This window comes from Actinomadura sp. 7K534 (assembly GCF_004348575.1).
GTDB lineage: Bacteria > Actinomycetota > Actinomycetes > Streptosporangiales > Streptosporangiaceae > Spirillospora > Spirillospora livida.
In genome coordinates this window covers 1-25,873 of sequence record NZ_SMKB01000098.1, presented here as the reverse complement: position 1 = coordinate 25,873, position 25,873 = coordinate 1, and the positions used below count along the sequence as shown (strand labels likewise).

30 protein-coding genes are annotated in these 25,873 nt (G+C 72.6%); 18 read left to right on the top strand and 12 right to left on the bottom strand.

Annotation, left to right across the window (positions count from 1 at the left end; translation table 11 throughout):
* Positions 1 to 274 precede the first annotated feature (274 nt).
* The 3 genes from E1266_RS20035 to E1266_RS20025 all read left to right on the top strand — a co-directional run bounded on the left by E1266_RS20035 (position 275) and on the right by E1266_RS20025 (position 3,284).
* Positions 275 to 1,894, top strand: coding sequence for an AMP-binding protein (locus tag E1266_RS20035; RefSeq protein ID WP_132049140.1), 1,620 nt, complete (start codon positions 275 to 277; stop codon positions 1,892 to 1,894).
* 67 nt (positions 1,895 to 1,961) lie between these two features.
* Positions 1,962 to 2,747 carry a TIGR03084 family metal-binding protein gene (locus tag E1266_RS20030; RefSeq protein ID WP_132049138.1) on the top strand — a complete coding sequence of 262 codons (786 nt, stop codon included), beginning with the start codon at positions 1,962 to 1,964 and terminating at the stop codon, positions 2,745 to 2,747.
* Between the two features lie 72 nt (positions 2,748 to 2,819).
* Positions 2,820 to 3,284, top strand: a complete 465-nt coding sequence (locus E1266_RS20025) for a universal stress protein (RefSeq protein WP_132049136.1) — start codon at positions 2,820 to 2,822, stop codon at positions 3,282 to 3,284.
* 13 nt (positions 3,285 to 3,297) lie between these two features.
* On the opposite strand, the gene E1266_RS20020 is transcribed toward E1266_RS20025, so the two are convergent.
* Positions 3,298 to 3,810 (bottom strand): O-acetyl-ADP-ribose deacetylase, encoded by a 513-nt coding sequence (locus tag E1266_RS20020; protein WP_132049134.1) that lies wholly within the window; start codon positions 3,808 to 3,810, stop codon positions 3,298 to 3,300.
* Positions 3,811 to 4,066: 256 nt separating this feature from the next.
* Between E1266_RS20020 and E1266_RS20015 the strand changes: the two genes are divergently transcribed.
* On the top strand, positions 4,067 to 4,936 hold the full coding sequence (locus tag E1266_RS20015; RefSeq protein ID WP_132049132.1) for an NAD(P)-dependent oxidoreductase: 870 nt from the start codon (positions 4,067 to 4,069) through the stop codon (positions 4,934 to 4,936).
* A gap of 25 nt (positions 4,937 to 4,961) precedes the next feature.
* Here the strand turns inward: E1266_RS20015 and E1266_RS20010 are convergent, their stop codons facing one another.
* Positions 4,962 to 5,714, bottom strand: a complete 753-nt coding sequence (locus tag E1266_RS20010) for a class III extradiol ring-cleavage dioxygenase (RefSeq protein ID WP_132049130.1) — start codon at positions 5,712 to 5,714, stop codon at positions 4,962 to 4,964.
* A 97-nt stretch (positions 5,715 to 5,811) separates the two neighbouring features.
* Here E1266_RS20010 and E1266_RS20005 point away from each other — a divergent pair, with 97 nt between their 5' ends.
* The 4 genes from E1266_RS20005 (at position 5,812) to E1266_RS19990 (ending at position 8,809) form a co-directional block, all read left to right on the top strand.
* Complete coding sequence (locus E1266_RS20005; RefSeq protein ID WP_132049128.1) at positions 5,812 to 6,300, top strand: MarR family transcriptional regulator; 489 nt, start codon at positions 5,812 to 5,814, stop codon at positions 6,298 to 6,300.
* Positions 6,301 to 6,420: 120 nt separating this feature from the next.
* Positions 6,421 to 6,894: a hypothetical protein gene (locus E1266_RS20000; RefSeq protein ID WP_132049126.1), complete on the top strand. Its 474-nt coding sequence runs from the start codon at positions 6,421 to 6,423 to the stop codon at positions 6,892 to 6,894.
* Positions 6,891 to 8,156: a sensor histidine kinase gene (locus E1266_RS19995; RefSeq protein ID WP_132049124.1), complete on the top strand. Its 1,266-nt coding sequence runs from the start codon at positions 6,891 to 6,893 to the stop codon at positions 8,154 to 8,156. Before E1266_RS20000 ends, E1266_RS19995 begins: the two co-directional genes overlap by 4 nt.
* Positions 8,157 to 8,161: 5 nt before the next feature.
* Positions 8,162 to 8,809, top strand: coding sequence for a response regulator transcription factor (locus E1266_RS19990; protein WP_132049146.1), 648 nt, complete (start codon positions 8,162 to 8,164; stop codon positions 8,807 to 8,809).
* Here E1266_RS19990 and E1266_RS19985 read toward each other — a convergent pair.
* Together E1266_RS19985 and E1266_RS19980 are read right to left on the bottom strand one after the other, a co-directional pair.
* A complete protein-coding gene (locus tag E1266_RS19985) occupies positions 8,791 to 9,927 on the bottom strand; it encodes a winged helix DNA-binding domain-containing protein (RefSeq protein WP_132049122.1) in 1,137 nt (378 codons plus the stop codon). The genes E1266_RS19990 and E1266_RS19985 overlap by 19 nt on opposite strands.
* Positions 9,917 to 10,555 carry a TetR/AcrR family transcriptional regulator gene (locus tag E1266_RS19980; RefSeq protein WP_243718622.1) on the bottom strand — a complete coding sequence of 213 codons (639 nt, stop codon included), beginning with the start codon at positions 10,553 to 10,555 and terminating at the stop codon, positions 9,917 to 9,919. Before E1266_RS19980 ends, E1266_RS19985 begins: the two co-directional genes overlap by 11 nt.
* 137 nt (positions 10,556 to 10,692) lie before the next feature.
* On the opposite strand from E1266_RS19980, the gene E1266_RS19975 reads away from it, so the two are divergent.
* The 3 genes from E1266_RS19975 to E1266_RS19965 are packed head-to-tail and all read left to right on the top strand — an operon-like array spanning position 10,693 to position 13,054.
* Entirely contained in the window at positions 10,693 to 11,520 is an 828-nt protein-coding gene (locus E1266_RS19975; RefSeq protein WP_132049120.1) for a class I SAM-dependent methyltransferase, read from the top strand.
* A gap of 8 nt (positions 11,521 to 11,528) precedes the next feature.
* Positions 11,529 to 12,437, top strand: coding sequence for a saccharopine dehydrogenase NADP-binding domain-containing protein (locus tag E1266_RS19970; RefSeq protein ID WP_132049118.1), 909 nt, complete (start codon positions 11,529 to 11,531; stop codon positions 12,435 to 12,437).
* A complete protein-coding gene (locus E1266_RS19965; protein ID WP_132049116.1) occupies positions 12,437 to 13,054 on the top strand; it encodes a TetR/AcrR family transcriptional regulator in 618 nt (205 codons plus the stop codon). Before E1266_RS19970 ends, E1266_RS19965 begins: the two co-directional genes overlap by 1 nt.
* A gap of 20 nt (positions 13,055 to 13,074) precedes the next feature.
* Here the strand turns inward: E1266_RS19965 and trpS are convergent, their stop codons facing one another.
* Entirely contained in the window at positions 13,075 to 14,121 is a 1,047-nt protein-coding gene (trpS, locus tag E1266_RS19960; protein WP_132049114.1) for a tryptophan--tRNA ligase, read from the bottom strand.
* A gap of 222 nt (positions 14,122 to 14,343) precedes the next feature.
* Between trpS and E1266_RS19955 the strand changes: the two genes are divergently transcribed.
* Positions 14,344 to 14,844 carry a MarR family winged helix-turn-helix transcriptional regulator gene (locus E1266_RS19955; RefSeq protein ID WP_132049112.1) on the top strand — a complete coding sequence of 167 codons (501 nt, stop codon included), beginning with the start codon at positions 14,344 to 14,346 and terminating at the stop codon, positions 14,842 to 14,844.
* 48 nt (positions 14,845 to 14,892) lie between these two features.
* A complete protein-coding gene (locus E1266_RS19950; protein ID WP_243718621.1) occupies positions 14,893 to 16,359 on the top strand; it encodes an MFS transporter in 1,467 nt (488 codons plus the stop codon).
* Here the strand turns inward: E1266_RS19950 and E1266_RS19945 are convergent, their stop codons facing one another.
* Genes E1266_RS19945 through E1266_RS19930 form a run of 4 tightly spaced genes read right to left on the bottom strand, consistent with a single transcriptional unit; the run spans position 16,360 to position 19,473 of the window.
* Positions 16,360 to 17,268 (bottom strand): M56 family metallopeptidase, encoded by a 909-nt coding sequence (locus E1266_RS19945; RefSeq protein WP_132049110.1) that lies wholly within the window; start codon positions 17,266 to 17,268, stop codon positions 16,360 to 16,362. It lies immediately after the preceding gene.
* Positions 17,265 to 17,648 carry a BlaI/MecI/CopY family transcriptional regulator gene (locus E1266_RS19940; RefSeq protein ID WP_131977175.1) on the bottom strand — a complete coding sequence of 128 codons (384 nt, stop codon included), beginning with the start codon at positions 17,646 to 17,648 and terminating at the stop codon, positions 17,265 to 17,267. The genes E1266_RS19945 and E1266_RS19940 overlap by 4 nt, the downstream gene beginning before the upstream one ends.
* Positions 17,649 to 17,686: 38 nt before the next feature.
* Positions 17,687 to 18,346 (bottom strand): response regulator transcription factor, encoded by a 660-nt coding sequence (locus E1266_RS19935; protein WP_132049108.1) that lies wholly within the window; start codon positions 18,344 to 18,346, stop codon positions 17,687 to 17,689.
* Positions 18,343 to 19,473, bottom strand: coding sequence for a sensor histidine kinase (locus E1266_RS19930; RefSeq protein ID WP_132049106.1), 1,131 nt, complete (start codon positions 19,471 to 19,473; stop codon positions 18,343 to 18,345). Before E1266_RS19930 ends, E1266_RS19935 begins: the two co-directional genes overlap by 4 nt.
* A gap of 132 nt (positions 19,474 to 19,605) precedes the next feature.
* Between E1266_RS19930 and E1266_RS19925 the strand changes: the two genes are divergently transcribed.
* Positions 19,606 to 20,880 carry a glycosyltransferase 87 family protein gene (locus E1266_RS19925; protein ID WP_132049104.1) on the top strand — a complete coding sequence of 425 codons (1,275 nt, stop codon included), beginning with the start codon at positions 19,606 to 19,608 and terminating at the stop codon, positions 20,878 to 20,880.
* A gap of 205 nt (positions 20,881 to 21,085) precedes the next feature.
* On the opposite strand, the gene E1266_RS19915 is transcribed toward E1266_RS19925, so the two are convergent.
* The gene (locus tag E1266_RS19915; protein WP_132049102.1) at positions 21,086 to 21,376 is read right to left on the bottom strand and encodes a hypothetical protein; all 291 of its coding nucleotides are present in this window, start codon (positions 21,374 to 21,376) and stop codon (positions 21,086 to 21,088) included.
* 294 nt (positions 21,377 to 21,670) lie between these two features.
* On the opposite strand from E1266_RS19915, the gene E1266_RS19910 reads away from it, so the two are divergent.
* Positions 21,671 to 22,906 carry a hypothetical protein gene (locus E1266_RS19910; protein WP_132049100.1) on the top strand — a complete coding sequence of 412 codons (1,236 nt, stop codon included), beginning with the start codon at positions 21,671 to 21,673 and terminating at the stop codon, positions 22,904 to 22,906.
* Positions 22,907 to 22,928: 22 nt separating this feature from the next.
* Here the strand turns inward: E1266_RS19910 and E1266_RS19905 are convergent, their stop codons facing one another.
* Both E1266_RS19905 and E1266_RS19900 read right to left on the bottom strand, forming a co-directional pair.
* On the bottom strand, positions 22,929 to 23,765 hold the full coding sequence (locus E1266_RS19905) for an SMP-30/gluconolactonase/LRE family protein (protein WP_132049098.1): 837 nt from the start codon (positions 23,763 to 23,765) through the stop codon (positions 22,929 to 22,931).
* A gap of 73 nt (positions 23,766 to 23,838) precedes the next feature.
* Positions 23,839 to 24,609 carry a methyltransferase domain-containing protein gene (locus tag E1266_RS19900; protein ID WP_132049096.1) on the bottom strand — a complete coding sequence of 257 codons (771 nt, stop codon included), beginning with the start codon at positions 24,607 to 24,609 and terminating at the stop codon, positions 23,839 to 23,841.
* A 28-nt stretch (positions 24,610 to 24,637) separates the two neighbouring features.
* Here E1266_RS19900 and E1266_RS19895 point away from each other — a divergent pair, with 28 nt between their 5' ends.
* From E1266_RS19895 to E1266_RS19885, 3 genes are read left to right on the top strand one after another with little or no spacing between them, the layout of a single operon-like run.
* Positions 24,638 to 25,138, top strand: coding sequence for a MerR family transcriptional regulator (locus E1266_RS19895; RefSeq protein WP_132049094.1), 501 nt, complete (start codon positions 24,638 to 24,640; stop codon positions 25,136 to 25,138).
* Between the two features lie 29 nt (positions 25,139 to 25,167).
* A complete protein-coding gene (locus tag E1266_RS19890) occupies positions 25,168 to 25,407 on the top strand; it encodes a hypothetical protein (protein WP_131954661.1) in 240 nt (79 codons plus the stop codon).
* A complete protein-coding gene (locus E1266_RS19885; RefSeq protein ID WP_131954662.1) occupies positions 25,404 to 25,793 on the top strand; it encodes a hypothetical protein in 390 nt (129 codons plus the stop codon). Before E1266_RS19890 ends, E1266_RS19885 begins: the two co-directional genes overlap by 4 nt.
* Positions 25,794 to 25,873 lie beyond the last annotated feature (80 nt).

The following is a 25,873-nucleotide window of genomic DNA, read 5'->3' as shown; positions in this document are numbered from 1 at the left end:
GGCCCGGGATCGAGCGCAGCGGGCCGGCCTGGGTGGCGGCGATCCAGCGGTCGACGCGGCGCAGGCGGTTGGGGGCGGTGGTGCCGCGGGTCACCACGCCCCGCGGCCGCTGTACGGGGGGCACCGGATAATTGTTCCTTCTCGCCCGCTATGCCTCGTACGACATTCCCGACCCGCCGGATCGCGGACCCCGCTGAATCGGATTCGGTAAGCGGTCGTTTACGGTACTGGCAAGCGTCCGGAGGAGCGACGCCGTCCCCTGGAGGAGTGCCGAATGCTCGACCTGGCGACCCTGCACGAGGCCATCGCCGCCGCCGTCCCCGACCGCGAGTGCCTGGTCTGGGGCGACCACCGGATGACCTGGCGCGAGATGGCCGAGCGGACCCGGCGGCTGGCGAACGTCCTGCACGGCCACGGCCTGGGCCTGCGCGAGGACGGCGGGCGGGCCGAGCCGTGGGAGTCGCCGCACGAGCACCTCGCCCTCTACCTGCACAACGGCCCGGAGTACCTGGAGGGCCTCGTCGGCGCGCACAAGGCCCGGGTCGCGCCCTTCAACGTCAACTACCGGTACGTGGACGACGAGCTGGCCCACCTCTTCGGGGACGCCCGCCCGGCCGCGGTGATCTACCACGCCCGGTTCGCGCCGGTGATCGGACGGGTGGTCGCGCGGCTCGACCGGAAGCCGCTGCTGCTCCAGGTGGCCGACGCGTCCGGGGAGGACCTCCTGCCGGGCGCGCTCGACTACGAGGGGGCCCTCGCGAAGGCGTCCGCGGAGCCGCTGCGGGACGTCCGCCCCGAGGCCGGGGACCTGCACATCCTCTACACCGGCGGGACGACCGGGATGCCCAAGGGCGTGCTGTGGCGGATCGGCGACCTGATGACCGGGCCGCTCGGGATGCGCCGCCGCGACGGCGCCCCGCTCACCGATCTCGGCGAGGCCCTCGAAAAGGCCGTGCGGAGCGACCACCGCGTGCTCGTCGGCCCGCCGCTCATGCACGGCGCGGGCACGTGGTCGGCGCTGGGCGGCTGGTGCGGCGGCGCGTGCGTCGTCTTCCCCGGCCGGGTGGACGGCCTGGACGCCGCCGACCTGATGGCCACCGCCGAGCGGGAGCGCGTCACCCGGATGCCGCTGGTCGGGGACGCGTTCGCCCGCCCGATCGTCGAGGCGCTCGAAGCCCGGCCGCACGACCTCGGCTCGATGCGGACGTTCGTGAACTCGGCCGCCGCCATCAGCCCGGACGTCAAGCGGCGGCTCCTGGAGCTCCTCCCCCACGCCCGCATCGTGGACATCCTCGGGTCGTCGGAGTCCGGCTTCCAGGTCGCGCGCGACGGCTCGTCGGCCCGGTCGTTCATGCCGACGCCGGGGACGGCCGTGCTCAGCGCCGACCGGTCGCGCCGCCTCGCGCCCGGCGACGACGAGATGGGCTGGCTGGCCAAGGGCGGCGACGCGATCCCGCTCGGCTACCTCGGCGACCCGGCGAAGACCGCGGCCACGTTCCGCACCCTGGACGGCGAGCGCCTCGTCGTGGCGGGCGACCGCGCGCGGCTGCTCGCGGACGGCACCGTCGAGGTCCACGGGCGGGAGGCCACGACGATCAACACCGGCGGGGAGAAGGTGTTCGCGGAGGAGGTCGAGAACGTCCTGCGCGGACTGCCCGGCGTCGCGGACGCGCTGGTCGTCGGCCGACCGAGCGAGCGCTGGGGCACCGAGATCGTCGCGGTGGTCCGTCCGGTGCCGGGCGGTGCGGCGCCCGGTGACGCGGAGCTGCGCGAGGGCTGCGCGGCCCACCTGGCCCGCTACAAGATCCCGAAGGCGTTCGTCCGCACGGACCTCGGCCTGCGGCTGCCCAACGGCAAGGCCGACTACGCCACCGCCCGCACGCTCCTGGACTAAACGAACCCGGTTCGGTTTGTCGGGCGCGGACCTGTACGGGCGCGGCGCTCCGCGAGATCCTGGCGGCATGCCGGATCTGAACTCCCTGCTCGCCGACCTCGCCGCCGAGGGCGACTCCGTCGACGCCCTGGTCGCGCCGCTGCCCGCCGCGCGCTGGGCGGACCCGACCCCCGCCGAGGGCTGGACGATCGCGCACCAGATCGCCCACCTCGCCTGGACGGACGACCTGGCCATCCTCGCGGCCACCGACGCCGCGGGATTCGCGAAGGTCGTCGAGCGCGCACTGAACGAACCGGGCGACTACGTCGACGGCGGGGCCGCGGAAGGCGCGGCCGAGGAGCCCGCCCGCCTCCTCGCCCGGTGGCGCGACGGGCGGCGCCGGGTGGTCGAGTCCCTGGCCGCCGTCCCGGCCGGGACGCGCGTCCCCTGGTTCGGCCCGCCGATGAGCGCGGCGTCCATGGCGACCGCGCGGCTCATGGAGACCTGGGCGCACGGGGAGGACGTCGCCGACGCCCTGGGCGAGCGGCGCGAGCCGACCCACCGGCTCCGGCACGTCGCCCACATCGGCGCCCGGACCCGCGACTTCGCGTTCCGCAACCGCGGCCTGGAGCCGCCCGCCGAGGAGTTCCGCATCGTCCTCAAGGGCCCGGCGGGCGAGGAGTGGACGTGGGGGCCGCCGGACGCCGCGCAGTCGGTCACCGGCCCCGCGCTCGACTTCTGCCACCTGACCACCCAGCGCCGCCACCGCGCCGACCTGGCCCTCACCGCCATCGGCGCGGACGCCGAACGCTGGCTCGACATCGCCCAGTCCTTCGCGGGCCCGTCCGGCCCCGGCCGCGCCCCTACTGCCTGAGTCCGGGTGGAAGGTGAGGTCGGCCACCCCGCCTGAGCGTTCAACGCGAGCCGGGTTGGAGATGTGTGCAGTATGACGATTCTCATTGCGTACGACGGGTCCGACGACGCGCAGGCGGCGGTCATGTACGCGGCGCGGCATCTGAAGCCGGAGCCCGCCGTGGTCATGACGGTGTGGGAGCCGCTGCTGGCGCAGGTCAACTGGGCGTCGCTCGCGACCGTGACGTCGGTCGCCGCCTGGCAGGAGGGCGGCCACTACGAGGAGCAGAAGGAGGCCGAGCGCCTCGCGGAGCACGGCGCCGGCCTCGCGCGCGACAACGGGCTGGCCGAGGTGACGGCGCGGACCGAGCCCGGTGCCGGGCCGGTGTGGGCCGCGATCGTGGACGTCGCGGACGAGCTGAACGCCTCGCTCATCGTCACCGGGTCGCGCGGGCTGGCGGGCGCCCGGTCGGTCATTCTCGGCAGCGTCTCCACGCGTGTTCTTCATCACGCCCGGCGCCCGACGCTCGTCGTCCCGCCGCCGAAAGAGGACGACTGAGGGCCCGCCGCGGCTACGGCGTGCCGAGGGCGCGCTCGAAGGCGGCGTAGGCGTCCGCACTGAACAGGACGAAGCGGGCGTCGGTCACCTTGGTGGGCGTGGCGCGGACGGTGCCGACGGCGATGCGCGCGGCGTCCTCCATGGGCCAGCCGTAAACGCCCGCGGACACGGCCGGAAAAGCGATCGACTCGACGCCGAGGTCGTCGGCGACGCGCAGCGATTCGCGGTAGCAGGACGCGAGCTGGGCACTGCGGTCCTCGGCCGCGGAGTAGACGGGACCGACGGTGTGGATGACCCATTCGGCGGCCAGCAGGCCACCGGTCGTCGCGACCGCCTGGCCGGTCGGCAGGCCGCCGCCATAGTGCGATGCACGCAGTTTGCGGCATTCATCCAAGATCTCCGGACCGCCTTTGCGATGAATCGCGCCGTCCACCCCGCCACCGCCGAGGAGGGACGAGTTCGCCGCGTTCACCACCGCGTCCACCTGCTGCTCGGTGATGTCGCCCCGGATGAGAGTGATCTTCATGCCGCCGTTCCTCCGCTGTGGCCGAACCCCGTCAGAAGAGAAGAATTCTCTTCCGGACCGGTCGCGAAACGCGTTCGGGCGGTTCCCGGCGGTACGCTCATGGCGGACGAGTCTCCAGGGGAGGTACGGCTCGTCCGACGTCGTCCGGCAGAAGCGGGGGCACCATGCTGAAGGCCGGGCGTGACCATTGAAAGAGTGAATGCCTATCCTGCCGTCGAGACGACCACAAAGGCGTGAAAGTCGTGGAGGTACCCCCTTGAAGATTCTCCTCGCCGGAGCGACCGGAGTCGTCGGTCGCCGGCTGATCCCGCTGCTGACCCGGGCGGGCCACGAGGTCGCAGGGACGACGCGCCGCCCCGGTCGTGCCGCACTGCTCCGCGACCTCGGCGCCGCGCCGGTCGTCGTGGACGCCCTCGACGCCTCCGCGCTGCGCAAGGCCGTGGCCGCCGAGCGCCCGGACGCGGTCATCCACCAGCTCACCGATCTCAGCGACGAGGACTTCGGGGCCAACTCGCATCTCCGGATCGAGGGCACCCGCAACCTCGTCGAGGCCGCGCTGGCCGCCGGCGTCCAGACCATGGTCGCGCAGAGCATCGCGTGGCTGTACCGCCCCGGGGACGCCCCGGCCGTCGAGACCGACCCGCTCGACTCGTCGCTGCCGCCGTACGAGGGCGTCGCCGCGCTGGAGGACGCCCTCGCCGAGATGCCCCGCGGGATCGTGCTGCGGTACGGCGCGCTCTACGGGCCGGGCACCTGGTACGCGCCGGACGGCGCGATCGCCGAGCGGGTGCGGGCGGGCAGCCTGCGCCTCGCGCCCTCGTGGACGTCGTTCGTGCACGCCGACGACGCGGCGTCGGCCGCGCTGGCGGCGCTCGACTGGCCCGCGGGCGCGGTGAACATCGTCGACGACGAGCCGGCGACGACGGCCGACTGGCTGCCGGTCTACAGCGCGGCCCTCGGCGCCCCCACGCCGGGCAGCGCGGGCAAGCACGCCGCCACGACGGGCCGCCCGGTGTCGAACGCCAAGGCGCTGGACCTCGGCTGGAAGCCGCAGTTCGCGTCCTGGCGCACGGGGTTCTCCCAGATGGAGGGGTCCGCGGCGATGAACGGCGCCCGGTCCGACTGACGCCCCCGGCGGGTGCGCGGGCGGGTCAGCCGAACTGGAAGGACCGCTTCGCCAGGCCGAACCAGTAGCCGTCGATGACCGACCGCCGTGCCGAGGGGTTGTCGGCGTCCGCGCCGAGCGCCATGAACAGCGGCGCGAAGTGCTCCGTCCTCGGGTGGGCGACACGGGCCGCCGGTGCCTTGGCCCGGAAGTCGAGCAGGGCGTCGACGTCGCCGCCCTCCACGGCCCGCTGCGCCCAGTCGTCGAACTCCTCCGACCAGGCCGGCGGCTCCGCGTCCGGTCCGGGGCGCATCTCCCGCAGGTTGTGCGTGGTGAACCCGCTCCCGACGATGAGGACGCCCTTGTCGCGCAACGGCGCGAGGCTACGCCCGATGTCGAAGAGCCGCGCGGGCTCCAGCGTCGGCATGGACATCTGCAGCACGGGAACGTCGGCGTCCGGGTACATCTCGACGAGCGGCACGTACGCGCCGTGGTCGAGCCCCCGCTTCTCGTCCTGGTGGACGCCGGGGATGAGCTTGCGCACGTCATCGGCCAGTTCGGGCGCGCCGGGGGCGTCGTACCGCACGGTGTAGTAGTGCTCGGGGAAGCCCCAGAAGTCGTAGACGAGCGGCACCTGGCGGGTCGCGCCGATGCTCAGTGGAGCCTCCTCCCAGTGCGCGGACACCATCAAGATCGCCTTCGGCTTCGACATCCCGGCCGACCAGCGGGCCAGTTCGTCCGTCCACACGGGGTCGTCGGCCAGCGGCGGTGCGCCGTGGCTGAGGTACAGAACGGGCATCCGAGTCATCTCATCCCCCTTAGTCGTGCCTCAAGGTAACCCGATTTAGTTTAACTTTCAAGTCTTGAAGGTTCAATCTTCCGGGTAGGCTGGGAGCATGACGGAACCACGGTGGCTCGACGCCGACGAGCAGGAGACCTGGCGCGCCTTCCTGTGGACGTCGCGCCTGCTCAACGAGGCCCTCGACCGGCAGCTCCAGCGCGACTCGGGGATGCCGCACGCCTACTACATGATCCTGGCGATGCTGTCGGAGTCCCCCGGCCGCGCGCTGACCATGAGCGAGCTGGCGGAGGTCGTCCACTCGTCGCCGAGCCGGCTGTCCCACGCCGTCAACCGGCTGGAGGAGGCCGGCTGGGTCCGCCGGACCAAGCACGCCACCGACCGCCGCGCCACGATCGCCGAGCTGACCGACGAGGGCTACGCCGTGCTGGTCGAGACCGCCCCCGGCCACGTCGCCGAGGTCAGGCGCCGGCTGTTCGACCCGCTGACCCGCGAGCAGATGCTGGAGTTCCGCGAGACCCTCCACGCCCTGCTCGAAGCGTTGGACCCCGACCACACGGCCCCCTGCGCCCCGGATTCCGGCTGATCCGCGCGGCGGGGTTCGGTTAACCGAACCCCCGATCGGCCTGCCCGCACGATCGACCCGGGCGGCCCCGCCGAAGGAGCCTGGAAACACCTGCTCGTCCCTGACCAGAGGGGGGTTTCCATGACGATCACCGCTTCCCGTACCGGGCTCCGGGCCCATCTCGGGCGGACGCTCTGGCTGCGCTCCGCGTACACGCTCACCGCCCTCCCCGCAGCCCTCGCCTCGCTGACCGGCGCACCGGTCCAGGCTTCGCTCGCCCAACGGCTCCTGGACGTCGAGCCAAAGCGCACGGGACGGTTCCCCACGATCGTCCACGCGCTGCTGTCCCTGCCGCTCAACGTGGTGTCGCTGCTGCTGGTGGGCTATGCGTGGAGCATCGTCGTCCTCAACCTGCTCTACCCGGGACGGTGGCTCATCGGGATGGGCGGCACACTCGACGACGCCTGGGGCGGTCCCACTCTCACCGGTGCCTGGGCCGTCCACGCCTTGGGCGGGCTCGTGATGCTCGCGCTGATGCCGGTCATCCTGAAGGCGCTCACAGCGCTTCATGCACGACTGCTTGTCGGCGTTCTGGGCGGGACGATGGGTAGATGAGACCCGTGCTGCGCAAAGCTGGGGCCGACACCCTCTATCTCCTGGTGAAGGCACCACTCGCCCTCATCGGTTTCGCATACGCGCTGCTCTCGGCCGTGCTCGGCGGCGTCCTGTCGGTGACCAGGCTCGGCGGACCGGCGACGGCGGCGGTCCTGCGCGGTGCCCGGAGGTTCGGCGCGCTGCACCGGCGCCTCGCGGCCGTCCTCCTGGAGGAGCACGTGCCCGCGCCGGAGCGGCCCCGCTCGCGGGCGGGCCTGCGCGCCTGGGTGCGCGACGCGCACGACGGCACCGGCTACCGCGCGTTCCTGCACCTGCTGACCGCGCTGCCGCTGGCGCTCCTCGGCCTCGTCGCGGTGCTCGTGACCTGGGTGTACGGGTTCCTGCTGCTGACGTATCCGATCCAGCGGTCCCTCGGCCTCAACGAGTCACGCGGGCGCGACTCCAGCGGCGAGCCGAGAGTCGGCCTGTCGATCGACGGCTTCTACTTCGACACCTGGCAGCGCAGCCTCCTGGTCGCGCTGGCGGGCGCATTGCTGCTGCTGATCGCGCCGCGCGCCGTCCGGCTCGCCGCCGGGCTGGACCTGGCCGTCCTGCGGGCGCTGCTCGGCCCCCGCCCCCGCGACGCCCGCATCCGCGACCTGGAGGAGAGCCGGTCATACGCGGTGGAGGACGCGGCCGCGACGCTCCGCCGGATCGAGCGCGACCTGCACGACGGCGCCCAGGTGCGGCTCGTCTCGCTGACCATGACGCTCGCCGCGCTGAAGGAGACGCTCCCGGCGGACGCCCCGGACGGCGCCCGCAAGCTCGTCGACGACGCGCACACCGGCGCCCGCGCGGCGATCTCCGAGCTGCGCGAGCTGGTGCGGGGCATCCACCCGCCCGTCCTGGACAAGGGCCTGGACGCGGCGCTGGCGACGCTGGCCGCCCGCAGCCCCGTCCCGGTGGAGCTGGACACGGACCTGCCGGAACGCCCGTCCGCCGCCATCGAGTCGATCGCGTACTTCTGCGCGTCCGAGCTGCTCGCCAACGCCGCCCGGCACGCGGCGGCCGGCCGGGTGACCATCACGGCCGCCGAGCCGGGCGCGGGCACACTGCGGCTCGCCGTCGCCGACGACGGGAGCGGCGGCGCGTGGGCGCGCCCGGGCGGCGGCCTCGCGGGCCTGACCGAGCGGGTGCGTACGGTGGACGGCGAGCTTCACCTGGACAGCCCACCGGGAGGACCGACCGCCGTGACCGTCACGCTCCCCCTCCGCACGCCATGACCCCGCTGCGGGTGGTGATCGCCGAGGACGCGGTGATCCTGCGGGAGGGGCTGGCGCACCTGCTGGGCCTGCGCGGGCACGAGGTCGTCGCGGGGGTCGGCGACGCGGCGGCGCTCCGCGCGGCCGTGGCCGAGCACCGGCCGGACGTCGCGGTGATCGACATCCGGATGCCGCCGACGCACACCGACGAGGGCCTGCACGCCGCGATCGAGCTGCGCCGGGAGCGTCCGGAGCTGGGCGTCCTGCTGTTCTCGCAGTACGTGGAGACGCGGTACGCGGCCGAGCTGCTCGCCTCCGCCCCGGCGGGCGTGGGCTACCTGCTGAAGGAGCGGGTGTCCGACCTGGACGACTTCGTGGACGCGCTGGCCCGCGTCGCCGCCGGCGGGACGGCCCTCGACCCGGAGGTCGTCGCGCAGCTGCTCGCCGCGTCCCGTCCGGGTGCCGGGCTGGCCGCGCTGACGCCCCGGGAGCGGGAGGTGCTCGGCCTGATGGCGGAGGGACGGACGAACGCCGCGATAGCCGCGTCCCTGGTGGTGACCGAGCGGGCCGTCGAGAAGCACGTCGCGAACATCTTCGCCAAGCTGGGTCTCACGGCCACGGGCAGCGATCACCGCCGGGTACTGGCCGTCCTGCGCTACCTCGACGCTTCCTGAGGGACCAGAAACTCGATCTTGTGGGACGCCGCGTCGGGGTGGGCGGCGGCGAGCAGGCGCGTCCCCTCTTCCTCCAGTGCGGCGCGCTCCGGGTCCGTAATGGGGGCGAACGGGGTGATGAGCAGCGTGGCCCCGCCCCGCTTGCCGCCCTTCTTCTCGATCTTCCACATGCCGTGGACGAAGCCGTCCACGAGGAACGTCGCCCGGATGATCCCGTTGACGGTGAAGATCCGCCTGCGGTCCTCCTCGCTGATGATCCGTGCCCGGTCGGCGTGCGACAGCAGCAGGTTGTCGAAGTCGGGCACGAACCGCACGGGGGCCGGGGCGCCGGGATCGGGGCGCGGCGCCTCCGGGACGTCGTACAGCGTCCGCCCGTCCTCGTCGCGGAACACCAGGAGGCCGGGACGGAGCCGCTCGACCACCTCGCCGAGCCGCCGCAGGCCGGACCACTGCTGGACGTCCCGCACGCTCGCCGGGCCGAACGCCGCGAGGTAGCGCAGGACCAGCTCGTCCAGCGTGGCCTCGGGCACGGCGGACCCGCCCAGCCACGCGTCGAGCGTCGTGTGCCGGGCCATGCCCGACGCGCCCCAGATGCCGCGCGGCGGGACCTGGACGAGCGGCACGCCGCAGCGGACGGCCCAGCCGAGCAGCGCCGCGTCCTCGCCGGGCCACCGCCCGGCCAGCAGCTCCCGCACCTCCTTGTCGGTGCGCGGCTCGGCTTCGAGGTGGGCCCGTGCCGCGGCGAAGACGGCGTCGAGGTCGACGTGGGCGAGGTCGCCGGCCCTGGTCTTCAGGTAGTCGTCCTGGATGACCTGGGTGAGCGGGCGCAGCGCGCGGGCGTCGCGGGCGCTGACCAGGTGCAGCGTCCCGCGCATCAGCACGATGCGGGCCGCCCGGCGGCCGGTCATCAGCTCGCCGACCTCGTCGAAGGAGAAGCCGTCCAGGCGGCTCCACAGCCCGATGTACGGCGGGTTCGGCGCCTGGGACTGCATGCCGACCAGCCGCTCGATCGCGTCGAGCGCCGGCATCGCGTGCCGCTCCAGGAGCATCTGCCGCGCCAGCAGCGCCCGGTTCAGTGCCCGCCGCCCCAGGACGGGGGCGTCCGCGTCAGTCGTCATAGCGTCCCCGGAGCTCCTGCCAGGTCGGGGCCGGGCCGGGCAGCTTCTCCGCGTCCGTGAGCCGCAGCGCGTCCAGGATCAGGGCGAGATACCGGTGCTGGAGCCGGTTCATGCGCTCGTCGTCGCCGATGCGGATGCCGTGCAGGTGCTCCAGGATCACCGACACGTCCCCCACCTCGATCTCGGGACGCAGCACCCCGGCCTCCTTGGCGCGCTCCAGCAGCCGGGTGGTCGCGAGGTGGATCTCCCGTCCCTTGCGGCTCATCTCCTCGGTGACCTCGAAGCTGCCCGCGAGCCGCATCGTCAGGGACCCGGCGCCGATGTCCAGGCAGCGGCGCATGAACCCGGCGAACGCCTCCCAGGCGTCGCCCTCGTCCGCCAGTGCGGCCTCCACCTGGGCGAGGTAGCGGTCCATGCCCTCGTCGGCGAGCTTCTGCAGCAGGTCCTCCTTGCTCTTGTAGCGGCGGTACAGCGCGCTGATGCCCACGCCGGCCTGCTCGGCCACCGCCGAGATCGGCGCATCCGGGTCGGCGGTGAACACCGCCCGCGCCGCCTCCCGGATGAGCGTGTCGTTGCGAGCCGCCTGCGCCTTGCGCCCGCTCATGGGCGCCCGTGCCGAGGTCTCCATGCCCCCATGTTAGGGGAACGAAGAATTCCGTTCTAGACGGGATCGCACTGCGGCCGCGAATCCGGGTCTTGACGCCGGGCGGGGCGTTCGCTCATTATGAACGTACGTTCATGAACATCCGTTCATATGGAGGGGACATGGGATCCGGTGGTCCGGAGATCGTCAACGTGGCGCAGTACGAGGCGTGGAACGGGTACGAGGGGCGGCACTGGGCCGACCACCACGACCGGTACGACGCGGGGAACGGCGCCTTCAACGGATACCTGCTGGAGGGGGCCGCGATCGGGCCGCGCGACCGCGTGCTCGACATCGGCTGCGGAAGCGGCCAGGTCACCCGGCTGGCCGCCGGGCAGGCCAGGCTCGGCAGCGCGACGGGCGTGGACCTCTCCGCGCCGATGCTCGCCCGCGCGCGCTCCCTCGCCGGAGCGGAGGCCGTCGCGAACGTGACGTTCGAGCAGGGCGACGCGCAGGTCTACCCGTTCGCCACCGGCGCGTTCGACGTCGCGGTCAGCCGGTTCGGGGTGATGTTCTTCGCCGACCCGGTCGCCGCGTTCGGCAACATCCGGCGGGCACTGCGCGGGGGCGGGCGCCTGGCGTTCCTGTCGATGGCGCCGATCGCGGAGAACGACATCGGCAAGGTCCTCGCGGCGCTGCCGCCGCTCGACCACGCCCCGGTCGGGCACGACGGCGGGCCGCTGTCGCTGTCCGAACCCGACCGGGTCCGCGAGGTCCTGGAGGAGGCCGGGTTTCGCAGTGTGGCCTGCCGCAAGGTGCACGCCGAGCAGATCGAGGGGCGGGACGCCCGCGACGCGGGCGAGTTCTTCGCCGGCTGGGGCCCGATCCGCTACAACTACGGCGAGAGCCCGGAACTGGTCGACATCATCACGGAGGCGATGCGGCCGTTCGAGCGCGACGGGGCCGTCCGCCTGCGGGGCGCGGCCTGGCTCGTCACCGCGCGGGCATAGGGGACGGCATGGAACGCGTCGTGGTGCTCGGCGGGTACGGGGCGGTCGGCCGCGAGGTCGCCGCTGGGCTGCTCGGGCACGTGTCAGAGGTGGTCGTCGCAGGCCGGGATCCCGCGAAGGCCGGCACGGTGTACGGCACGACCCCGATGCGGATCGACCTGCGGCACGACGACCTGGATCTGGACGCCGACGCCGTGGTCATGTGCGCCGAACGGGAGAACGCGCGCGTCGCGGAGGCGTGCCTGCGGCGGGGCGTCCACTACGTGGACGTCTCCGCCTCGCACGAGGTGCTGTCCGGTATCGAGAAGCTCGACGGGCTCGCGGTCGAGGGGAACGCCACGGCGGTGCTGAGCGTGGGCCTCGCGCCCGGCGTCACGAACCTGCTGGCCCGCGAGTTCGGCGGCGCGGACGTCGAGATCGGCGTCCTCGTCGGGTCCGGCGAGCACGGGCCGTCCGCCGTGGAGTGGACGCTGGACTCCCTCGGCGGCATCGGCGAGTCGTGGCGGATGCGCTTCCCGGAGCCGTACGGCGTCCGGACCGTCCACCGCTTCCCGTTCTCCGACCAGTACACCCTCCCCGGCCGCGTCCGGACGGGCCTGTGCCTGGACTCGCGCGCCCTCACCGCCCTGCTGCCGCGCCTCGCGCCGTTCCGCGACGCCCGCGCGGTGCGGGCCGCGTTCCGCCGGTTGCACGTCGGCGGCGACGGGTTCGCGGTGGCGGTCGCGTCCGGCGGGTCGGTGCGGTCGTTCGCCGGACGCAGGCAGAGCCGGGCGACGGGCCTGGCCGCCGCGCTGGTCGTCCGGCGGCTGGCCGGGGCGGCCCCCGGCGTCCGGCACATCGAGGACGCCGCGGGCCCGGACTTCCTGCCGGAACTCGCCGCGCACGGCTTCACGCTCGCTCACTACGATGCGGGGTGATGGCACCTCGAAAAGCGGCGGCGCTGCGCGCCGGCGACCGGACGCTGCGCGAGCACCTGATCGTCACGGCCGAGCGGATGATCTCCGAGCGCGGGACGGCGGGCCTGACCGTCCGGGCGATCGCGCGGGAGGCCGGCGTCGCCGACGGCGTCCTCTACAACCACTTCGCCGACAAGGAGGAGCTGCTCGCCCACGCGCTGCGGGCGCGCGTCGAGGCCATCGGGCGCACGCTGCCGCCGCTGCCGGAGCCCGGCGACGCGACGGTCGAGGCGAACCTGCGCGTCTACGTCGAGCACGGGCTGCTGCTGCACGACGGGCTCCTGCCCGCGCTGGCCGGCCTGCTCGCGCAGCCGCGGGTCCTCGACCGGTTCACGGCGCTGAACGGCGGCGGCGGGGACTGGCGGAACCGGCTCGCCCGCTACCTGCGGGGCGAGCGCGACCTCGGCCGCATCGCCGCCGGCGCGCGGGTCGAGGCGGCGACCTCCATGATCGTCGGGGTGTGCCACGAGGCCGTGCTGTCGGTGCTTCTCCAGGGCGAGGGGACCGCCCCGCGCACCTCCCCGGAGAAGGTCGACGACCTCGTCGCCACCGTCCTCGAAGGCATCGGGCCGCGTTAGAGCTCACATCGCACTGGACGTCACATCGCCATCGCCGCCCTCACCTCGTCCAGGGTTCGGTCCGCGACGGCGTTGGCGCGCTCGTTGCCCTCGGCGAGGACGCTCCGCAGGTACGCCCGGTCGGCGGCGAGCTCGGCGCGGCGGGCGCGGATCGGGCGCAGGAACTCGTTGACGGAGTCGGTCACGACCTTCTTGAGTGCGGCGGCGCCGCCGTCGCCGATCTCCGCGGCGACCTCGTGCGGATCGCGGCCCTGGCAGAGCGCGGCGAGCAGCACCAGGCTGGAGACCTCGGGACGGGTGTCCGGCGCGTAGGCGATGTTCCGGTCGCCGTCCGTCACCGCGCGCCGGATCAGCCGGGCGGTCTCGTCCGGCCCGGCCGACAGGGCGATGGCGTTGCCGCGGCTCTTGCTCATCTTCCGGCCGTCGGTCCCGAGGAGGCTCGGCGCGTCCGACAGCAGCGCGTCCGGGACGGGGAACACCCGCCCGTAGCGCTCGTTGAAGCGGCGCGCGATCGTCCGGGTGATCTCCTGGTGCGGGAGCTGGTCCCGGCCGACCGGGACGAGGTTCGCCTTGCAGAAGAGGATGTCGGCGGCCTGGTGGACGGGATAGGTGAACATCAGGCCGCTGACCGACGCCCGCCGCGCCGCCGCGATCTCGTCCTTGACGGTGGGGTTGCGCCGCAGCTCGCCGACCGACACCAGCGACAGGAACGGCAGCAGGAGCTGGTTCAGGGCCGGGACGGCGCTGTGCCGGAAGATCGTCGCGCCGGACGGGTCGATGCCGGCGGCGAGGTAGTCGGCGACGAGCCCCTCGACGTGCTCCGGCAGGCGGTCGGCGACGTCCCGGTCGGTGAGGACCTGGTAGTCGGCCACCAGCACGATCAGTTCGACGCCCGCGCGCTGGAGCCGTACCCGGTTCGCGAGCGTGCCGAAGTAGTGGCCGAGGTGGAGCGGGCCGGTGGGGCGGTCGCCGGTCAGGATCCGGAACGAGCCGGGATCGGCGGCGATGCGCTCTTCGAGGGCGATGCGGTGTTCGAGGGCGGTGCGGTCTTCGAGGGCGGTCTCCATGGTCTCTCCTCAGATCGGCGGCGCCGGTCCCGCCGGACGGGCCGCGTCACCGAGGAAGAGAGAAGGGCCGTCCAGCGGACGGCCCCGGGGCGTGTGCGAGTCGGCCGTCCTAGGACGGCCGCCAGCTCGTGCACGCGGTGCGGTTCACGCCGTCGAGCATAGCCGACCGATGCGGTCGCTCCTAGATAATCCGGAACGGAACCATTTGGGTAGGCTGGACGCATGACCGCGATGACCCCGCGCAGGTCACCGGAGCGCACGAGCCCGGACCTGTCCTTCCTGCTCGACCACACCAGCCACGTCCTGCGCAGCCAGATGACGGCGGCGCTCGCCGAGATCGGGCTGACGCCGCGCATGCACTGCGTCCTGGTGCACGCGCTGGAGGAGGAGCGCACCCAGATCCAGCTCGCCGAGATCGGCGACATGGACAAGACGACCATGGTCGTGACGGTGGACGCCCTGGAGAAGGCCGGGCTCGCCGAGCGCCGCCCGTCGTCCAGGGACCGGCGCGCCCGGATCATCGCGGTCACCGAGGAGGGCGCCCGGGTCGCCGCGCGCAGCCAGCGGATCGCGGACGGCGTCCACGACGCCGCTCTCGGCTCCCTGCCGGCCGAGGACCGCGAGGTCTTCCTGCGGGCACTGAACACCCTGGTCACCGGGCATCTGGCCACGCCCGCGGAGAGCCCCCAGCCGGTGCGCCGGGCACGCGAGCGGGCAAAATAGTTCTGATAAGGATCGTCTGTAACAGAACTATCTGTTACGGTCTTTCCTGTGTCGACGAACCAGGAAAAGACCACGCGACTCCGCTCCCGCTGGGCGGCGCTCGCCGTACTGTCCACCACGATGCTCATGGCGATCCTCGACGGCAGCATCGTGACCGTCGCGGCCCCCGCCATCCAGCAGGACCTCGGCTTCTCCCCCGCCGGGCTCAGCTGGATCATGAACGCCTACCTGATCCCCCTCGGCGGCCTGCTGCTCCTCGCCGGGCGGCTCGGCGACCTCGTCGGCCGCCGGACGATGTTCCTCGCCGGGAACGCGCTGTTCACCGCGGCGTCCGTGCTCGCGGGCGCGGCCACCACGGCCGGGATGCTGATCGCCGCCCGGTTCCTGCAGGGTGTCGGCGGCGCCCTCGCCACCGCGGTCGTCCTCGGCATCCTGGTGACGCTGTTCACCGACGCCCGCGAACGCGCCAAGGCCATCGGGATCTTCAGCTTCACCGGCGCCGCCGGCGCGTCCATCGGGCAGGTGCTCGGCGGGGTGCTCACCGACGCGCTGGGCTGGCACTGGATCTTCTTCATCAACCTGCCGATCGGGCTCGCCACGATCCTGCTGGCCCTCCCGGCGCTGCCGCGCGACCGCGGCATCGGCCTGTCCGCGGGCGCCGACCTGGCCGGGGCGCTCCTCGTCACGTCCGGGCTGATGCTCGGGATCTACACGGTCGTCAAGGTCGAGCAGCACGGCTGGGCGTCCGCGCACACCCTCGGCCTCGGCGCGGTGTCGCTCGCCCTGCTCGCCGGGTTCGTCGCCCGGCAGGCCACCGCCGCGACCCCGCTGATGCCGCTGCGGATCCTGCGCTCCCGCAACGTGGCGGGCGCCTACGTCGTCCAGTTGCTCACGCTGTCGGCGATGTTCTCGTTCCAGGTCATCGTGGCCCTCTACATGCAGCGGGTCCTCGGCTACAGCGCGCTCGACACCGGTCTCGCGATGCTCCCGGCGGCCGTGTCCATCGGCGCGGTGTCGCTGTTCGTCTCGGCGCGGCTGTCGAACCGGTTCGGTGAGCGCCTCGTGCTGATCGCCGGGCTGGTGCTGCTGAGCGGCGCGATGCTCCTGCTCACGACCGTCCCGGTGCACGCGGACTACGTCACCGACCTGCTCCCGGTGTTCGTGCTGATCGCGGGCGGCGGGCTCGTCCTGCCGTCGCTCACCGCGCTCGGCATGTCCAGCGCCCGCCCGGACGACGCGGGTCTCGCGTCCGGGCTGTTCAACACCGTCCAGCAGGTCGGGATGGCCCTCGGCGTCGCGGTGCTGACCACCCTCGCGGCCTCCCGCGTCGAGGGCCTGCGGGCGGGCGGGCACGGCGAGGCCGCCGCGCTCACCGGCGGATACCACCTGGCGTTCAGCGTCTCGGCGGGCCTGCTCGTCGCCGCCCTCGCCGTCTCACTCCTCGTCCTGCGCAACCCGAGGCCCCCGGCGGGCACCGCGGCGGCGCCCGCCGAATCCGTCCCGACGACCGCCTGACTAATGCGGCAGCACTAGGAGAAGGAGCGGGAGGACGGCGATGACCGGGACGGCGATGGCGGCGGCGAAACGGGCCGGGCGGGGCAGCGGCTCCGGCTCCAGCAGCCGGTTCACCCGCGCCATCACCGGGATCTTGCCGTGCGCGGCCACCCCGAGCGTCCCGGACGGGGCGGCGGCCGGGCGGGCGGCGGCGAAGCGCAGCAGCGCGGTCGCCAGGTCGCGCGGCGGCCGTCCCGTGCGGGCCCGGTCGTCGGCGGCCATCTCGATCAGCAGCTCCACCGCGTCCAGGCACCGCGCGACCAGCCGGAACTGCGGGAACACCTGCCGCAGCGAGGTGAACGGGAGCAGCACCAGGTCGTGGCGCTCGCGGGCGTGGGCGCGCTCGTGCGCGAGCACCGCGGCCAGCTCCCCGCGGTCGAGCAGCGCGAGCGTCCCGGCGCTGACGACGACCTTCGACGAGCGGACCCCCGGCACGCAGTACGCCGCGGCGCCGGGGTGGTCGACGACGAGCGTTCCGGGGACGGCCGAGTCGCGGCGCGACACCAGCGCGAGCAGCGCCCGGTGCCGCCGCCGGTCCCGCACGACCTGCACCAGCGCGTACATCAGCATGACCAGCAGCACGCCGGTGAGGCTGACGGCGGCGAGCAGCGCGGCCACCTCCACGGCGCCCAGCCGGGCGGCCTGGTCGTCGTACAGGCCGGGCAGCCCGCCGAGGACACCGCTCCCGTACGGCAGCAGCGCGAGGCCGAGCAGCGCGCCGATGGTGGCGACGCCCCAGCACAGCCCGAGGGCCTGCCAGAGCGCGATGCCGGTGCGCGGCGTCCGCCACGTCCACCGGGCCCGGGACAGCAGGTGCGCCCCGCCGACGGTCCCCAGGGAGATCAATGCGAGCAGGGCGGTGCCGGTCATGCCGGTGGTTCCTTGCTCATGAGACCGGCCAGGGTCTCGCGGATGACGTCGATCTCGTCCTCCGACACGGACCGGACGAAGTGGGCGAGCGCGGCGTCCCGGTCGCCCGTCTCGTTCAGGGCGCCCAGCATCAGCTCGGTCACGTAGCCCTCCCGGCTGGCCACCGGCCGGTACCGCCAGGCGCGGCCGTCGCGCTCGCGGGCGAGGAAGCCTTTCTTGGCGAGCCTGTCCAGCACCGTCATGACGGTGGTGTGCGCGAGGTCGCGGTCGTTCGCGAGGGCGCGGCTGACGTCACGCGCGGTCGCGGCCTGGCCACCGGCGTCCTCCCTCGCCCAGAGGACCTCCATGACCGTGCGTTCAAGCTCTCCCAGACCCTTCACGCCGTCCAGGTTAACCGACGCTCACGGGAGCCACCACGTCAGGTAGTACTACCGCCGGTGGCGGGCCGCACGAGGCCCATCTCGTAGGCGATGATCACGAGCTGGACGCGGTCGCGGGCGTCGAGCTTGGTCAGCAGCCGCGCGACGTGCGCCTTCGCCGTCGCCACGCTGATGAACAGCTCGTCCGCGATCTCGTGGTTCGTCCTGCCGCGCCCCACCAGCGTCAGCACCTCGCGCTCCCGCTCGGTGATGCCGTCGGCCGGACGCGGGGCGCTCGCGGGCTCGGGGCGGGCGGCGAACTCCTCGATCAGCCGCCGGGTGACGCGCGGCGCGATCAGCGCGTCCCCGCCCGCGACGACCCGGATCGCCGCGAGGATCTCCTCCAGCGCCATGTCCTTGACCAGGAAGCCGCTGGCACCGGCGCGCAGCGAGCCGTAGACGTACTCGTCGTCGTCGAACGTGGTCAGCATCAGCACCCGGGCGGTCGTGATCCGCCGGGTGGCCTCGATGCCGTCCATGTCGGGCATGCGGATGTCCATGACGACCACGTCGGGCTTGACGTCCTCCACCAGCCGGACGGCCTCCGCGCCCGTCCCGGCCTCCCCGACGATCTCCAGGTCCGGGGTGTCGGCGACGAGCACGCGCAGTCCGGCCCTGATCAGCGGCTGATCGTCCGCCAGGACGACCCGGACCGTCATCGCACGGCCGCCGGCAGCGGGAGCCTCGCCGCCACCCGGAACCCGCCGTCGGGACGCGGCCCGGCGATGAGGTCGCCGCGCAGCAGCCCGACCCGCTCGCGCATCCCGACGATGCCGTAGCCGGGGCCGAGGACGCCGCCGCGCCCGTCGTCGTCGACCTCGATGGACAGCTCCCCGTCCCCGTACCCGATGGTGACCCGGCACGCGTCCGTGCCCGCGTGCCGGACGACGTTCGTCACCGCCTCCTGCACGATCCGGTAAGCGGACAGGTCGACGTCCGGCGGCAGCGGCCTCCGCTCGCCCTTGACACGGAGATCGACCCGCACACCGGCGTCCTTGGCCGCCTCCGCCAGCCGGTCCAGGTCGCCCAGCCCGGGTGCCGGGTCGAGCGGCGCGGCGCCCGCGTCGTCTCTGCGAAGGACGGTCAGCATCCTCCGCAGCCCCGCGAGGGTCTCCCGGCTCGTGACCTCGATGGCGTTCAGCGCGTTGCGCGCCTCCGCGGGCTGGGTCTCGATGACGCGCCCGCCGACGCCCGCCTGGATCGCGATGATGCCGATGCTGTGCGCCACCATGTCGTGCAGCTCCCGCGCGATCCGGAGCCGCTCCTCCGCGACGGCCTGCGCCGTGGCCTGCTCCCGCAGCGTCTCGGCGTGCTCCCGCCGCCCCCGGACCGAGTTCCCCACCATCCAGGCGACGGCGACCGCCAGGACCACGGTCATGAGCAGGATGTCCTCCGCGGACACGAAGGCGAGGACGGAAAGGAACTGCACGGCGAGCGTCACCACGGCCACCGGCACCGACACCCGGCGCGAACGGGTCGCCGCGATGTACCCGACCCCGAGATCGGTGATCAGGATCTGCAGCCCCGCGATCGCACCGTCCTGCATCTGCACCAGGGCGGCGGTCCATGCGAACAGCAGGATCACTTGCACGGGCAACGGGTTCCGCAGCAACAGAGCCAGGGTCAGCACCGTCAGCAAGGCCGACACAAGGACTTCTTCGCCGACGAAGCCACTCTCCCCGCTCGCCATCGTCGCGAAGAGGACGACGGGGTAAAGGACGGCCGCGAACCACAGCACGGCCGTCCACACGACGCGGCGCACTCGGCTCAGCGGCAGGGCGGTCATGCCGCGATCGTAACCGCGGCCCCTTACCGGCACATTGGCCCGCAGGCGTAAGCCCGCGGGCCACAAGGGCCATGGCAAAAGGGGCCGACGGCCCGACGCGCACCTGCCTTGATCGAAGCCAGCGTTGTCGGCATGAAGCGCTGGCCCATATTCGTCCTGCTCATCGAAGTTCTCGCCGTCGTGGTCTTCTCGCTCACCTACGACTCACTGGACTTCCGCATCTACTGGCTGGGCGGGAACGCCGTGACGGACGGCACGCGCCTCTACGACGAGCAGCTCGCCGCCCACTGGTTCACGAACACGCCGTTCATGGCCGCGCTGTTCACACCCCTTGCCGCCCTGCCCCTGACTCTCGCCCGCCTGATGTGGCAACTCGCCTCACTGGCCGCATTCACTTGGGCTTGCGCGACGACCCTGAAACTGGCCGGCCACCCCGTTTCCCTGAAGGTCGCGGTAGCCGGTGGACTGCTCCTGGGGCCGGTATGGCATTCGTTCTTCCAGGGCCAGGTCAACCTGTTCCTGCTCGCCCTCGTCCTCGCCGACCTGCACCGGGTCGCCCAGGGCCGCCCCGCGGGCATCGCCATCGGCATCGCGACGGCGATCAAGCTGACCCCGGGCATCTTCATCGTCCTTCTCCTCGCGACGAGACGGACGAAGGACGCCTTCACTGCCGCGGTCTCCTTCGCCGTCTGCACCCTCCTCGCGTACGCCGTCGCACCGGAGGCGTCCCGTCATTACTGGCTCGACACCTTTTACGACACGTCCCGGGTCGGCGTCCCGTACATCAGCAACCAGTCCCCTCTTGGCGCACTCACCCGGACCCTTAGAGGAACGGCCGATGTCGGTGACTGGTACACCGCCGTCCCACTGACCATTGCAATCAGCGGGCTCCTGATAGCGGCCGCCTGGGCGAGGCGCGGCGACTGGCTGACCGCCATAGCGGTGACCGGCGTGACCGGCCTTCTGGTGTCCCCCATCTCATGGGCGCACCACTGGGTGTGGGTCATCCCGGCCCTGGCCGTCCTCATTCGCGACAACGACCGGCCCATCGCGATCTGCGGCTACATCCTGTTCGCCCTGGCCCCCATGTGGTGGACGCCGTACATCCCCGAACCACTGCGCTTCGGCTGGCACCTGCTTCTGCTGCCCGTCGCCAACTGCTACCTGCTGGCCGGTCTCTTCTTTCTGGGTCTCATGGCCGTCCGGCTGCGTCAGGGCGTGTCCACGATCACGAAGGACGCGAGCATCCGCCGCAGCCAGCCGCCGCGCGGGCGCCGTTCGATGCGCCTCGCCCGCACCGGCGGGCGGGAGGGCGGCCTGGAATGCACGGCCGGACGGGGTGCCCGCGCGGGCGCGGGCCGTCCGGCCGTGCGGTTCTGGAGGGACGCCCGTGAGTACCGGCCGTAGTGGTCGCGTCCGGTCAGTTCCTCCAGCAGGCGTCCCAGCGTCGCCGGGTCCGGGGCCTCGATCAGGCGGTCATGGCCCGTCTGGTCGCGGGCGAAGGCCCACCAACTTCCCGTGTACTCGCCGAGCCAGACGCAGCAGCCGGGGTAGCGGCGGGCCAGGTCGGCAGCGATCCGTTCGGGGTCCAGGTCGGCCACCGCCCAGGGGGTCACCGCTCCTCCCTCGCGGCCAGATAGCCCAGGACGGCCACGGCGGCGTCGGTGAGGCGGTCGGCGGGCGCGATCGGCTCGCCCCAGGACGTGAAGAACCAGAGTGCGGCGGCGTCCTCCTCCCGGGGACGGCACGAGACCGTGTCGGCGGCGTTCTTCGCGCAGCAGCCCTTGACCTGCGGGTTCGTGACCCGCAGCCCGGCGGCGGACAGGTCGACGTCGAGTTTCCTTGCCGCCAGATGCGCGGCAAGTGCCGCGAGCCGCACCTCGGGGGTCCTACGCTCGTCCATAGCCAGGACCTCTTTCCTGGTCAGGCCCCGACCCAATGGTGTTCCAGCACCGGGTCGGGGCTGCTTCGTCTTCGGAGGCAGGACGCTTTCAACTCGTCCCGCGACTGTGAGTAAATCGCCGTCACAGAGCGCGAGGAAAGATGAGAATGCGGAGACAGACCCGGAGACACCCGGAGACTCGAAAGTCTCCGGGTCCACAAAAGGGGGCACACACGAATGACTGCCCAAAATCCCCCAATCTGGGCAGCCCGGCTCCGCGCCGAGCGTGACTCGCGAGGCTGGAGCAAACACGAGATGGCCAGGCAACTCCTGCGCGCGGACGGCCTGGAGCGAGGCAGTGTGGCCAACCTCGCACGTCAGATCTACGACTGGGAGAAGGGGCGGAACTTTCCCCGCGACTGGGCACCCGCATACGCAAAAGCATTCAAATTGGACCCCTCCGAACTCTTCTCAACAGGGGTGGTCAAGGAGGCATCCTCTCCATATGGACCCGACCACGACCATGAGGACGACGACGTGAAGCGCCGCGCCCTCCTCGGCCTCCTCGCCACCACGGCTGTGGCCGCCCCCGTCGGTCGCGAGGCCGAACACCTCCGCGCCATCCTCACCGGCACGCTCACGACCGAAGCCACCGGCCGCGACGCCGACACCTGGGAGAGGGTCGTCTTCGACTACGCGCACGAGGCCGGTTACCTCCCGCCCGAGCAGGTGCTCCCGGAACTGCTCGCCGACCTCGCCGAACTCGACCTGCTGATCTCCCGCGCAATCAGCAGCGCCCGGCCGCACCTCATCCATTCACTTGCACAACTCTCCGTGTTCACCGCCGTCTCCCTGACGGGTCTCGGAGATGTGCGGGCCGCGCGCCGCTGGTGGCGAACCTCCATCCGCGCCGCCGACGAGTCCGGCGATCCCCTCCTCGCCTCCCATGTCCGGGCGAAAGAGGCGGTCTACGCCTTGTGCGACAACCGTCCCGAGCAGTCGGCCCTCGATCTAACGGATCAAGCGATCGCACTGACCGGCAATGTTCCCTGCCGGGGGTTGGCGGGCGGACATAGCGCGAGGGCGCAGGCCCTCGCCCAAATGGGCCGCCATGCGGAAGCGCGGGAGGCGTTGGACGATCTAAAGCGAGTGTTCGAGCGTCTCCCCGACCACGTCCGAGACGACCAACAATCGCAGTTCGGCTGGTCGATCCAGCGGCTCCATCACACCGCTGGCTTCGTATACACCCACACGGGCGACCACTCTCGTGCCCGCCAGGCCCAGGACGAAGCCCTGGCGTCGTACCCGTCCAAGAGCGTCCTCGGGCCCGCGCAAGTCGAGATGTACCGCGCGACCACCCTCATCCAGGAAGGCGACGCCGATGCGGGCGCGAAGCACGTGATGAACGTCCTGGAGCAACTACCCACCGCACACCGCAAGACCCACACTGTCCGCAGAAACGCCATCACCGCGCTCTCCAAGGCATCTTCGAAGGACAACCGGAGACCTGCCGTGCGTGACGCCTACGCGATGCTCGCCACGGCCACCTAGCCGACCGCCCAGGAGCGCGGGTTCATGGCCATCCGACTCCCGGGACGTCGACCTCGACGGCGAGGACCTGGCCGGAGCCGGGGGCCACCATGTCCGGGTCGGTCATGCCGCGCCACTCGGCGGCGGTGATGAACAGGGTCGTCCGGTCGGGACCGCCCAGCGTGCAGGCGAAGGCGCCGCGATCCAGGGCGACGGTCTGGAGTACCGTCCCGCCCTCGGCGACGCGCACGCAGCGCCGGTTGGGGACGTCGGCGTACCAGGCGGCGTTCTCGGCATCCACGCAGATGCCGTCCGGAGCGGCCTCACCCAGGTCGGCCCAGACGCGGCGCCCGGACAACCCGCCGTCCAGGCCGATGTCCCAGGCCAGGAGGACGTTCGCGTAGGAGTCCGCGACGATGAGCGTGGCGTTGTCGGGGGTGACCGCCATCCCGTTGGGGAACGCGATCCCCTCGGCGACCTGGCGTGCCGGGCCGTCCGGCGGCGCCAGGAACACGACCCCCGGCCCGAACTGCTCGCCGGGACGGGGCTCGAAGCCGTTGACGTAGACGTTGCCGCGCCCGTCGGCGACGACGTCGTTCCACCCGGGCCGGCCGAGGTCGGCGTAGGCGACCAGGGAGCCGTCGGGCTCCCGCCGCAGCAGCAGGCCGTCCGGCGCCGAGACGATCAGCAGCGGGCCGTCCGGGGGCCAGGCGGTGCAGAGCGGCAGCGACGTCACCTGCGCCACGACCTCGCTGGAGCCGTCCGGCCCCACGGCGACGACCTCCCCGGCGGACCAGTCGGAGAAGTACAGCCGGTCCCCATGCCAGCGCGGCGACTCGACCAGGCCCCGTCCGTCCACCAGCGTCCGGATCTCGCTCATCCTCATCACGTCCTTCCCGGATGCAGGCGTCTCACCTCCTATACGAACGGCCACCGGCCGGATCGACACGACCTCACCGTGGAACGGATCCGGCCGCCATCAGGATCGGCATGGCCATGAACAGCCGGTCGGCCTCGGCCCGCGCACGCTGCCCGGCCTTCCACCCCTCCGCCTGCTCGCGGGTGATCGCACCGGCGGAGAGGGGCTTGTCGGCCAGTTCGGTGAGCGCGGGCAGCATCACCGGGTCGGTGAGCACGGCGGTGCGCGCCTCCACCGTGACGTCGCCGAATCCGGCGTCGAGCAGCAGCTTGCGGTACCGGCGGGCGGCCCGCGGGGCGGCGGTCAGGTCGGCGCGGGCGTGCACGATGGTGCGGGTCAGGGCCGGATCGTCGGAATCGATCATGATGGCGTCCCAGTCCTGGCCGAGGAGCACGATCCGCCCACCGGGGACGAGGACGCGGCGGGCCTCGGCCAGCGCCCGTTCCGGCTCGGCCAGGAGGTGGAACACCTTGTCGGCCCGGTAGCCGTGCACCGAGGCGTCCGCCAGCGGGAGCCCGTACGCGTCCGCCAGCCGGAAGTCCGCCTCGGGCCACCGGCTCCGGGCGACCGCGATCATCTTCTCGTTCGGGTCCACGCCGACCGCCCGGACGGCGCGCTCGGTCAGTTCGGCCACGGCACGTCCGGCGCCGCAGCCCACGTCCACCACGGACGTGCCGGGCTCGGCGGCGAGCAGTTCGTAGGAGCGGACTCGCATTTCCTCGAAGCCGGGCAGGCGGTCGGCCGCATCGAGCAGCGCGATGAGGTCCTCCGTCGCCTGGCGCGCCTTCTCTGTCTCAGTGGTCATGCGCGCCAGGATGCGAGTTAATGTCGACATGAAGTCAAGCGAGCCGGGGCGGATGAGCATCGGCGCCCTGGCCGACCACTTCGGCCTGGCCGCGCACGTCCTGCGCCACTGGGAGTCGATGGGGCTGCTCACACCGGCGCGCGACGCCGCCGGCCGCCGCCGGTACGGCCCCGCCGACCTCACGCGGGTCGCCCTCATCCTGAGCGCCAAGGACGCGGGGCTCTCCCTGGAGCACATCGCCGCCCTGACCACCGCCACCGACCCGGCGAAGCGCCGGGACGTCCTCCGCGAGGAGGCCGAGGCGCTCCGCTCCCGCATCGCGGCCGCGCAGGCGTCCCTGGAACTCATCGAAGGCGCCCTCAACTGCGACCACGAGGACTTCACCCAGTGCCCCAACTTCGAGCGGATGCTGGCGGAGCGCGTCGGCGCGGGCGCGCGGAGCCGGGGCGATGCCGGCCATGGTCAGGCCGACATGGCTGTCGTAAGCGGGAGCAAACGCCCGGCACTCCACCCACCGAGTACACACTGAAAGGCGCGAGAGTGTGTATCGTGACCCCCATGGCGAGACTCAACATCACGCTTCCGGATGAGCTTGCCGCCACGCTGCAGGGGCTCGCCGAGGAGAAGAAGATCGCCTCGGTGTCCGGGTTCCTCGCGGACGGGGCGCGGCTCAAACTGGCCCTCCTGCGGGACGCGTCCACCATCGACGACCTGTTCGGGCCGCCGAGCCCGGACGAGCAGGCCATGGTGGACCGGCTCGTCGAACGCGGCACCCCGGAGAACCGGGACGTCGCGTGATAACCGGTCACGTCTTCGACGCGACCGCCCTCCTGGACCTTGCCACCGGCAAGACGATCTACGTCCGCGCCCGGCTGCGCGCCTCGATCGCCCAGCACGCGACGATCGTCATACCGGCCACGGCCCTCGCCCGCGCCTGGCAGATCGTCCCCGACCACGGGCGGGCCGTCCTCGAACGGCTGCCCGGCATGCAGGTCGTGCACGTCGACGACCTCGACGACGTGATCGCCCAGCAGACCGGGCTGCTCGTCACCACGAACCCCAACCTGGGCATGGACGCGGCGCAGGCCGCCTGGTCCGCCCGCTGGCGGCGCTGGCCGCTGATCACCGCGGAACCCGACGTGTACGAGAGCGTCCCAGGCGTCCGCGTAGAACAAATCCCGTAACCCCCTGCACCCCACCCCCGGGCTCGGCCCTTCGTTGGTCAGCGGGTCAGCTCCAGTTCGAGTTGCTCGGCGTCCGGGGC

Excerpts from the sequence above, each read along its gene's own strand:
- E1266_RS19890 (WP_131954661.1), top strand. The coding sequence starts at position 25,168 with ATGGCGAGACTCAACATCACGCTTCCGGATGAGCTTGCCGCCACGCTG.
- trpS (WP_132049114.1), bottom strand. The coding sequence starts at position 14,121 with ATGGAGACCGCCCTCGAAGACCGCACCGCCCTCGAACACCGCATCGCC.
- E1266_RS19955 (WP_132049112.1), top strand. The coding sequence starts at position 14,344 with ATGACCGCGATGACCCCGCGCAGGTCACCGGAGCGCACGAGCCCGGAC.
- E1266_RS19995 (WP_132049124.1), top strand. The coding sequence starts at position 6,891 with ATGAGACCCGTGCTGCGCAAAGCTGGGGCCGACACCCTCTATCTCCTG.
- E1266_RS19980 (WP_243718622.1), bottom strand. The coding sequence starts at position 10,555 with ATGGAGACCTCGGCACGGGCGCCCATGAGCGGGCGCAAGGCGCAGGCG.
- E1266_RS19905 (WP_132049098.1), bottom strand. The coding sequence starts at position 23,765 with ATGAGCGAGATCCGGACGCTGGTGGACGGACGGGGCCTGGTCGAGTCG.
- E1266_RS20030 (WP_132049138.1), top strand. The coding sequence starts at position 1,962 with ATGCCGGATCTGAACTCCCTGCTCGCCGACCTCGCCGCCGAGGGCGAC.
- E1266_RS19970 (WP_132049118.1), top strand. The coding sequence starts at position 11,529 with ATGGAACGCGTCGTGGTGCTCGGCGGGTACGGGGCGGTCGGCCGCGAG.
- E1266_RS19925 (WP_132049104.1), top strand. The coding sequence starts at position 19,606 with ATGAAGCGCTGGCCCATATTCGTCCTGCTCATCGAAGTTCTCGCCGTC.
- E1266_RS19935 (WP_132049108.1), bottom strand. The coding sequence starts at position 18,346 with ATGACGGTCCGGGTCGTCCTGGCGGACGATCAGCCGCTGATCAGGGCC.
- E1266_RS19895 (WP_132049094.1), top strand. The coding sequence starts at position 24,638 with ATGAAGTCAAGCGAGCCGGGGCGGATGAGCATCGGCGCCCTGGCCGAC.
- E1266_RS20020 (WP_132049134.1), bottom strand. The coding sequence starts at position 3,810 with ATGAAGATCACTCTCATCCGGGGCGACATCACCGAGCAGCAGGTGGAC.
- E1266_RS19915 (WP_132049102.1), bottom strand. The coding sequence starts at position 21,376 with ATGGACGAGCGTAGGACCCCCGAGGTGCGGCTCGCGGCACTTGCCGCG.
- E1266_RS20000 (WP_132049126.1), top strand. The coding sequence starts at position 6,421 with ATGACGATCACCGCTTCCCGTACCGGGCTCCGGGCCCATCTCGGGCGG.
- E1266_RS19910 (WP_132049100.1), top strand. The coding sequence starts at position 21,671 with ATGGCCAGGCAACTCCTGCGCGCGGACGGCCTGGAGCGAGGCAGTGTG.
- E1266_RS19900 (WP_132049096.1), bottom strand. The coding sequence starts at position 24,609 with ATGACCACTGAGACAGAGAAGGCGCGCCAGGCGACGGAGGACCTCATC.
- E1266_RS20010 (WP_132049130.1), bottom strand. The coding sequence starts at position 5,714 with ATGCCCGTTCTGTACCTCAGCCACGGCGCACCGCCGCTGGCCGACGAC.
- E1266_RS19945 (WP_132049110.1), bottom strand. The coding sequence starts at position 17,268 with ATGACCGGCACCGCCCTGCTCGCATTGATCTCCCTGGGGACCGTCGGC.
- E1266_RS19975 (WP_132049120.1), top strand. The coding sequence starts at position 10,693 with ATGGGATCCGGTGGTCCGGAGATCGTCAACGTGGCGCAGTACGAGGCG.
- E1266_RS20035 (WP_132049140.1), top strand. The coding sequence starts at position 275 with ATGCTCGACCTGGCGACCCTGCACGAGGCCATCGCCGCCGCCGTCCCC.
- E1266_RS20025 (WP_132049136.1), top strand. The coding sequence starts at position 2,820 with ATGACGATTCTCATTGCGTACGACGGGTCCGACGACGCGCAGGCGGCG.
- E1266_RS19985 (WP_132049122.1), bottom strand. The coding sequence starts at position 9,927 with ATGACGACTGACGCGGACGCCCCCGTCCTGGGGCGGCGGGCACTGAAC.
- E1266_RS20005 (WP_132049128.1), top strand. The coding sequence starts at position 5,812 with ATGACGGAACCACGGTGGCTCGACGCCGACGAGCAGGAGACCTGGCGC.
- E1266_RS19965 (WP_132049116.1), top strand. The coding sequence starts at position 12,437 with ATGGCACCTCGAAAAGCGGCGGCGCTGCGCGCCGGCGACCGGACGCTG.
- E1266_RS19930 (WP_132049106.1), bottom strand. The coding sequence starts at position 19,473 with ATGACCGCCCTGCCGCTGAGCCGAGTGCGCCGCGTCGTGTGGACGGCC.